Annotated in this window: 3 protein-coding genes; all 3 read left to right on the forward strand. The window is 64.8% G+C overall.

Features of this window, described 5'->3' with window-relative positions:
* Positions 1–137: 137 nt before the first annotated feature.
* Positions 138–4,607 carry a hypothetical protein gene (locus tag DVO78_RS17520; protein ID WP_157983936.1) on the forward strand — a complete coding sequence of 1,490 codons (4,470 nt, stop codon included), beginning with the start codon at positions 138–140 and terminating at the stop codon, positions 4,605–4,607.
* 204 nt (positions 4,608–4,811) lie between these two features.
* Positions 4,812–5,675 (forward strand): prolipoprotein diacylglyceryl transferase, encoded by an 864-nt coding sequence (locus DVO78_RS08030; RefSeq protein WP_157983937.1) that lies wholly within the window; start codon positions 4,812–4,814, stop codon positions 5,673–5,675.
* The coding region (locus DVO78_RS17745; protein WP_420799078.1) for an RCC1 domain-containing protein at positions 5,672–8,989 on the forward strand (3,318 nt) is incomplete at its 3' end. The genes DVO78_RS08030 and DVO78_RS17745, both read left to right, overlap by 4 nt.

Below are 8,989 nucleotides of genomic sequence, written 5' to 3' on the forward strand. Positions count from 1 at the left end.
CAGAGGGCCCCGGCACCATCATGGTGCCGGGGCCCTCTGCATAATGGGGGAGGAATCACTCGGGGTCCATCCAGCCCGCGGTGCTGGAAAAACGGGATGATCACCCTCACACGGAGGGCCGGGCGGAGGGCGGTACTGTGGGAATACTAGTCATCATTCTGCTGATTCTCAGCGTGCCCTTCTTCGCCGGGATGGTCATCGGCTATGCCATCGGCAGGCACTCCAAGGGCAAGGGTGTTCAGTCCAGTGCACTCTCTCCCCGTATTGACCATCCTCTGGCCCTGAGGCCACACCGTGAAGACCGGCAGCCGGGTCAGGAACCAGCCGCCGGTGCGGATGCCCTCCGAGAGCCTGGCGCGCCCAGGCCCGCGCAATGGACGGCCCCCTCCAGGCCGCCTGCCTCCGCGCAGTCGCAGCAGGTCCAGTCCACCAACGCCCAGCTGCCGACCATCCTGCGCGAGAAGCCCACGGGGCCACCACCGAAGAAACCGCGCCGTGCGCGCACACCTGCCGATGAGCACCGCTCGATCAACATCTCGCTCTATGTGGGAGGATTGGTGCTCACAGCGGCTGCTCTGGCCTTCGTGGCGGCGTCGCAGACCCCGGTATTCACCGCGGTCTCGCTGATCTTGGCCTACCTGGTCTTCGCGGTGACCGGGCTGCTCCTGTCCAGCAGAGTCACCATTCTCAAGCCTGCCGGCTATGCCATCTTCGGCACCTCACTGGCCCTGCTGGCGGTGGCCGCGGTGCCGGTCAACGAGGCCTTCATCCAGAACGGCCGCATCACGTGGATGGCAGTATCGGTGGTCGGCCTGGTGGTCTACGGCTATGCCTCGATGCACCTGGACAGCAGAGTGCTGGGCTACTTGGTCATCCCGTTCCTCTACTCGTCGATCTTCGGCTCAACATCAGTCCTTCAGACGCCCCTGGTGTGGACGCTGGTGGCGATCATGGTGATCTCTGCCGCGGTGCAGTTGGGCGTCCTTGTGCTGGGCGAGCGCTTCCCCGCAGTGCTGCGCCGACCCTTCAACCAGCTGCACTGGATAGTGGTGCCCGGGGTGCTGATCGCCGCTGCGCTGCTCGCTGGTGAGATCGGCAGCCGCGACTACGCGCTGCTGTTCACCGCGACTGCAGGCTACTACGCGGTCAATGCCGTGCGGCCGGTGGCCGCGGAGTACCGGCCAGTCCTTGCCCTCGCCTCCAGGGTGGCAGCCACCGCTGCGCTGTTAAGCCTGCTGCTGCACTACCGCGTGGAGGCTGCAGGAGCCTTGGCCGTGCTGAGCCTGTGGTGTGCCGTGGTCTTCCTTCTGGTGGCAGTGACCCCCCTGCTCAGCGGGCTTCCGCGCGGACAAAGGATGCTGGTGCAGGGCATCACCAGGCGGCGAATGCGCCGATGGGATCTGGGCGGAAGCCTTGCGGCGGCAGTTCTGCCGGCGCTTGCTGCTCAGGCGGTGCTTGTGCTGCCCGGCAGCGCCCTCACGGCTGTCGACTACGGATGGCTTGCACTGGCCTCTGGTGCCCTGGTGGTGGCTGGCGGTTATGCGCTGCTGGTGTTGGCCAAGCGGGGCCGCCCGCCGGAGCAGCGGGCACTAGGTCTCGGGCTGCGCTGTACCCTGGGCGTGGCTGGCGCGATGGCGTTGCCCCATCACCCGTGGTTCACCGTGATGTGGTTGGCCGTCTGGGCCGCCGCCGAATTCAAGATGGCCACGCCGGCCGTGCGTGGACTCATTCACCGTGCCCAGGCGGTGACCGGTCTGGCCGTGGTGGGCTGGAGCCTCGGCCGGCTCACAGATGATGCAGTGCTTGGTGGTCGGCTGGTTCTGCTGGGCCTGGCCCTAGGAGCGGCAGTCGTGGTGCTGCTGCTGGCCGTCCGCGGACTCCAGTGGCAGGCACCGCCGGTGGAATCAGTGATCTACTGGGTGCTCAGCGCGGCCGGTCTCGCCGCCGGCGCTGGTGCATTCGGGCTCAGCGGTGTGCTGCAGCCGGTCTATGCGGTCGCGGCGATGGCGGTGGTCTATGGCACCGCAGTGCTGATGCTGGTCCGCACGCCTGATGCGATGACGATGACTACCGAGCAGCAGTACTCCTGGGTCCGCTCCCTGAGCTTTGCCGCAGGAGCGATTATCGCGGTGCTGAGCATCGACTGGGTCTCTGCCTGGGTCATGTCTGGACAGCCGAGCCATCCTGCTGCGGGCTATGCCCTGATCACTCTGATCGCCTTCGGTGCAGCCGAAGCGCTCACCGCAGGAGCACTGACACCAGCCCGGTGGGGGCGGACCCTGCGACCGGGTCATGCCCCGGGACTGTGGGCCCCGGAGCTGTGGCCGGGGACGCACCTGGCGATGCACGGCATCTGGGCCGGGCTGATCAACCTCGCGGTCCTCTACGGTGATTCGGTGCTGCCCGGCACCGCCGGCCACCTATGGTGGCTGACGGTGCCTGCCTGGGCCATCGCCTGCTGGGCGGGTCTCCACGCATTGCGCCGGAGAGACCGGGAGACGGTTTCCACCACGGCGCGCCTGATTCCGAGCCGTCTCTACGGCGCACTGGTGCTGGCCGGTGCCGTCGTCGTCGTGTTCACCGGTACTGGAGCGTGGTGGGCCGATGCGGCCGTGGCAGCTGCCGCCGCACTGGTGGCGCTGCTGGCCTTCCGCAGCGCAAGCAGGCTGCCGGAGAGCCCGGTGGCTGCCCCGGCAGCAGCAGCTGCGGCGGTCTACCTGCTGGGCCGGGCAGTGACTGAGCTGCTCCCGGGCGCCGATCACCGGTACCCGCTGGATCTGCTGCTGGTAGCCGGTCTGGCGGTGGCTGCCTCCACCGTTGCAGCGCTTGTCCTGATGGGCACAGGTGCCACCAGCTCCGAGGTGCCGGATGCTGCTTCCAGGAATCTGAACCGACGCCACCGGGTGCTGGCAGCATCAGGCACCGCTGCGGTGGTGGCCTTCCTGCTGAGCGCGTGGCACCTGCTGGGTCTTTCATCCCTCAGGGCCGCACCTGCGGAAGCTGCCCTTCAGGTTCTGCTGGGCGGTGCAGCAATCATCTGTCTGCACCTGCTGGTGCACCGTGCCGCACAGCATCCGGCGGGAGTGTTCAGCGCATCAGGTAGGGCTTCGGCTGCCCAGGGGACGCTGCCTGATGGCAGCACTGCGCCGGGTTCTGCCATCAGGCTGAGTCTCACCGGGGTTCGGCTGACAGTTTTCGCCGCAGCGCTGGTGCTGTCTGCCCTGGCCCTCAACTGGCCAGCTGCGGTCCACGTGGGGAGGCCGGCCCCGCTGGATGCGGTGCACCTTGTCTCAGCCGCTGGTGCACTGGCCTTGGCGGGTCTGGTCTTCGCCGGTGAACTGGCCGGCACTGCCCGGCTCAGCCGCGGCCCCGCACACCGTTGGGTCCCTACGCACCTGGCAGCCAATGTGCTGTGGCTGGCAGTGGTGAATATGGTGATGCTGCTGCTCGGGCTGGCCGGGGATTTGTGGTGGTTCACCGCAGTGCCCTGGGCCGTGGCCAGCGTGATCTTTGCCCGCGGCGCAGTCCGGGCTGCGGGCTCCGAGGACCCCCTGCCGGTGCGTGATCTCTTTGCCGCCCGTGCCTATGCCTGTGCGGTGCTGCTGATCATGCTGGGGGTACTGGTCATCGGCGGCGCCTGGTGGGTGCAGGCAGTGGTGGCCGCCGCCGTTGCGATGGTCGGTGCCGGGGCGCTGATCTGGGGAGCGCGCCTTCCGGAGGCACCGTTCGCCGCCCCGGGGTATCTGGCTGCCGGCAGTGCCGCCCTGACAGCGGTCATCACCGCCGAGCTGCTGCGCGGAGTCCAGCTGTTCGGAGCTCCTGGCAACCACGCCTCGGTCCTCGGGTATCTCAGCGGTACCGGTGTCTTCATCGTTCTGGTGGTGTCTGTGCTTGTGGCCCGTCGGCGCTGGCCGCGTGGAAGCTCCCGCCGGCAGCTGATGACAGTCACCGGGGCAGGCGCGGCTCTGGCGTCCCTGGCACCGTTGGTCAGTGCTGAACAGCACGTGGCCGCACCACTGGCCTGGACGGTGCCTGCCATGCATGTCGCCATGACGGCTGCTGCCCTGCGCCTGAGGCGGTTGCGCCACCCGGCCGCACTGCTGGGGCCGATCGTCCTCCCGTTCTCGGTGCTGTTCGCCTACGGTACGGCCACTGACCCGGGAGCGGTCGCCGTCGCCGTCACGCTGTTGGTGGTGCTGACCATGGTGCTCGCTGCCGAGCTGTGGCTCTATCCCCGCAGTGACCGGGACCGGCTCAGCGGCTGGCAGTTGGCCCATTGGCTCACCGGAGGCATCGCCGTGCTGCTGCTCTCGGCAGTGGCGCTGCTGGCCGATGCGGCCGCGGTGCAGTTCACTGCGCTTGGTGGTGCGGCACTGCTGCTGGTGGCCGGGCTGCTGCGCGGGGTGCGGCTGGGAGTCTACTGGGGTGCCGTCGTCATCATCCTCTCCATCCTCTGGGCGCTGCGAGAGATCATGTTCCTGTTCTTGATCGCGGTGGGAGCGCTCATCATCGGTGCGGCCATCTGGCGGCTGATCGCGGTGCAGAAGAAGCAGCAAGACAACGACGCCGCCCCCGCGCCGGACACCAAGACTCGGCAGAATACCTGAGACCGGACGAGGTAAGCAGCACCGCGTGATGCTCGGCGCGGCTGACTGATGTTGCGGTTCCGGGTTTCCGGATCTTCCGGATTGTGCCCGGAAATGCGGAGGAACTGGGCGCAGAGTGAAATAGTTCTGAAAGTTTGCTGAAAATCCGGTGCCTGCGGCCCCGGATCAACCAGCATCGTGTTCAGAGCGATTCGAGGGGTTCCGGTGAGAAGAAGACTGGGAGTTGCGCTGTCCGGAATGGCAGCGTTGATACTTGTGTATTCAGGGCTGGCATCTCCGGCCACCGCAGCTGAGAGCGTTGACTACGGCGAGAATGTGACAACAGTGCATCTCGTGGCTCCCGAAGAGGCTGTGGAGGTATGGATCGACCTCGAAACCCCTGGTCTGAGTGTTGCAGAGGTTTCCGGAAGAATAGTTGAACCAACGCTTGTGGAGGACTTGACCTTCCACACGACTGCTTTTGGGGTGACGGCGATTACGCCGGTGGAACCCGGTGACTTCGCTCTTGCCCTGGGAGCCCATCAGGAGCCGGCAGAGGTGCATCTGGCGGTGACCTTCGTTGATGCTGATAGCAGAGTTCTTCTCGGATGGGGCCAGGACCTCGCGTTGCCCACGGTGGAGGAGCCAGGCGGCCCGGAGGACACTGGATCCGACGACGGTGCCACCGATGAGCCCGACGACGGCGCCGATGAGTTGCCGTCCCCGACGCCGACGCCTACCGGCGAGGGCACCACGGACCCCAGCCCATTACCCAGCTCGGACCCCACTGGAGTGACACCCTCACCGTCTGAGACTGAGACCAGCACTGAGGCACCGGGGCCCGCTGCTACGGAGAGTCCGGAGGCCTCAGAGCCGCTCAGCACATCACCTACTGAATCACCCACGCACAGTGCTTCGCAGGTGCCGGAGGAGGGGAGCGCCGAGCAGTCTAATGATACTGAGCAGCCTGAGGGCGGTCTTCCCGTGACAGGGTCGGGAGTGATCCTGATCCTGGCGGCTTCGAGCCTCGTAGTCGCCGCGATCGGATTCGGTGTGTACAAGCTTGCACAGCGTAGGAGGTTGGGATGACATTGATGAAGCGAGCGTTGACCTTTGCCGTCAGCACAGTCGCGACACTGTCATTGACCGTTGGTCTTGCTGTGCCTGCAGGAGCAGCTCCGCTGCCGGCAACAGATGTGCAGCTGGATCCGGTGACTGAGGCTGCCGGTTACGAGAGGGTGGAACGCACACCCCTGCGGGAATCTCAAGCAGGTCGTGGTGAGACATTGACGGCGGGGGAGCAGACGACCATCCCGGTTCCGGGACTCCCCGAGGATCACGATGCGGCTCTGGTCAGAATCGGTGTCTTTCAGCCGTCGGAGAGCGTGCTGATCTCGGCGGCCGGAACACCTGCGCTTGCTGTGCCCGAGGGGCAGACCGCCTCGACGGTGGTCCTGCTGCCAGTGGTCGATGGCCAGGTGGGGATCGAGTCCTCTGGGGACGTCGGTGTTCGGGTTGAGGTGCTGTCCACCTTCATCGGTGACCCAGAGATTCCTGGCTCCACCATCGTGCTGCCGGAGCCGGTGACCCGCGCAGATACCAACACAGGTCTGGCTGGTGACGAAACCTCAGGTGAGGACCTCACGATTGGTGTGGTGGGCCTGGGCGGTGTGCCCTCCGAGAACGTTCGAGCAGTACATGTGTCAGCACGGGTTGAAGCGGAGGCAGCCGGCACCTTGCACATTGCCGGTCAGGAGGTGCAGATTCACCCCGGAACCTCGGTGGTGACAACTGTTGTCACCCCCAGTGAAGACGGGGATATTGCGGTGAGTCTTCCCGCCGGAGTGTCATCGCATTCCTTGGATGTTCGCGGGTGGGTTCCTGAGGCGCCCCAAGGTGCGGAACGGGTGAACGCGGCTTATGGTTTCCATCCGGGCCGGGGCAGCGATGAGTTCTCACTCAGCGCTGGGGAGGAGGCAGTCCGTGAGGCATTGGTGACCTCGGATACCGCAGTCGCTCTGGCACTGGTGGACGTCAGTCCCGCTGAGGAGCTGACGGCTGTGAGCCTTGAGGTCACCGAGTCCCTGAGAAGTCAGGGCATCTTCGTGGACCCCATTGCCGGAGCCCTGCCGCAGTTGGCTCTGGTCGATGTCTCCGATGGCGAGGTGTCAGCGAGCATCGGTCGCGGCACCAGCGACCTCAGCATGCAGTATGTCGGTGGCTTCCTCAGTGCTGATGCGCCGCAGGGCGAGAGCCCAGTGGTGCAGGTCGATGGACCTGCGCACGGGACTGACATCGATCTGGCCGACGGCGGCCTGCTGACTCTCAACGGGACAGTTGATGTGCCCGGCTCCAGCCTCGAGTCGGTGATCATTGAGGTAGACGGGGCAGTTGTAGGGTCCGCTGCGGTGCGTCACGCGCAGGACGGGGCCTCGTGGACTTTCGACACGGCAGTTCCGGAATCCGGGGAATACGAGTTCACAGTTGTCGCCACTGATCGTTCCGGTCAGCAGTCACGCGATTCAGTGTCGCTGCGGGTGAGCCTGCCCGGCGAGGATACCGTGGTGGTCTCCGAGGATGCGACGGTTCTTCCTGTCACTATCGAAGGGCAGCAAGTCGTCCACAGCGTGGAGGGGGACTCCGTCACGCTGAATGTGGAACCCACGTTTGCACCAGGGGAGGTGATCGTCAGCGACGTCGCCGACAATGCGCCGGAGGGATTCCTCCGTCGTGTGGAGGCCATTGATCTCACTGAGCACGGTTGGCTGGTGACCACGTCCGAGGCGGCGTTGACCGATGTGATCTTCCAAGCCAATGAGGAGGACCAAGTTGACCTTCTTGCTGCTGGGGACCCCGTCATCGAGGAGGTCGTCGAGGAAGAGGACGGCGTCGAGATCGTTGACGAAGGGATACCAGCGATCGCCCTTCTGGAGGGGGGCGAGGTTGATGTAGACCCACTTCCAGAAGGTCTGGGCACTGTCGAAGAGATGAATCTCACCTCGTATGGGATCGGTGACAGCAGTGTTCTGGGCACCGTCCCGGCAAGTTTTGGAGTGGACACCGGAGTCCGGCGAAGTCTGGGACTCGGACTGGCCCTGAGCTGGGATACCGATTCTTCTGATGCCCGCGACAGTTCCCATGCCACTGAAGCGACGCAGGAGGACACCAAGCGCGCAATACGGGCTTCGGGCGGACTTGCGTTGTCCAGTAGAGCGCAAGTGTCTGTCAGTCTCGACTTCGTGCTGAGGATCTCTGCTCAGTGGTCCTGGGGGATTCCCAGCGTAAGCGTTGAGGACTTCCAGACAGTGGTGACCACTGGCGCCAAAGTCAGCGCCGGGGTCGAGGCGAACCTCAGCGTCGCAGCGACCAAGTCGCTGGAGCGAGCGCGTGGGAACATACGGTTCAGCCCGCTCACCTTCTCTGTGGGTCCGGTTCCTGTGGTCATCACTTCTCAGGCGGGTGTGGTGTTTGAGGCGGGGCTGACCGCAGATGTGCAGATGAGCACCGAATTCAGCGTGGAGCGCACCACCCGGTACGGTTTCGGCTACAGCAGTCAGGGCGGCATGCGTGACATCAGTGAGGCGCCCTCGACCACATACAGCACCCCGATTCTTGGCAGATACGGGACAGCGGAAGTAACCGGTGGCCTTGAGGCCTCGGTAGGCCCGCGTTTGGACTTCACGGTAAGGATCTACGATGCCGCGGGTCCGACGCTCTCTTTAGGCGCCAAGGCAGGCTTAGAGGCCACCGCCACTATCGATGAAGTGGGTTCACGCATTGCACTTGAGGTCTTCGGCGAAGTAGGTGCCGGTGGCCGAGTCGCATTGACTGTGCCGATTATCGACAGGGTTCTTCTGACTGCAACCCTCTTTAATCTGAATCAGCGTTTCACTCTGGCGAGTTTCGAATGGGACCAGGACACGTACCTGCCGCAGCTGCCTCAAGAGGAGGATGGAGAGGATGGTGAGGGTCCGGGGCCTGACCCTGAGCTTCCCGATGAGACAGAGATCGTAGATATCGCGGCGGGCCAAGACCATTCACTGGCTGTGACGAGTTCTGGCGAGGTCTATGCGTGGGGAAGCAATTTTTACGGTCAGCTGGGTGATGGTACGACTGAGAACCGCTATTCGCCGGTGCGTGTGCAGGGGTTGACGGATGTGGTGAGTGTGTCGGCCAATAGCCATTCTTTGGCAGTGACGGGTGCAGGGGAAGTTTATGCGTGGGGCCTGAACCAGGGCGGTCAGCTGGGTGATGGTACGACAACGCGCCGTCTTTCGCCGGTTCGTGTGGAGGGGCTTTCGGATGTGATGAGCGTGTCTGCTGGTAATTTTTCGTTGGCAGTGACGAGTTCTGGTGAGGTTTATGCCTGGGGAAACAACACTTGGGGTCAGCTTGGTGATGGT

The sequence above is a fragment of the Nesterenkonia muleiensis genome (assembly GCF_003600155.1).
Taxonomy (GTDB): domain Bacteria; phylum Actinomycetota; class Actinomycetes; order Actinomycetales; family Micrococcaceae; genus Nesterenkonia; species Nesterenkonia muleiensis.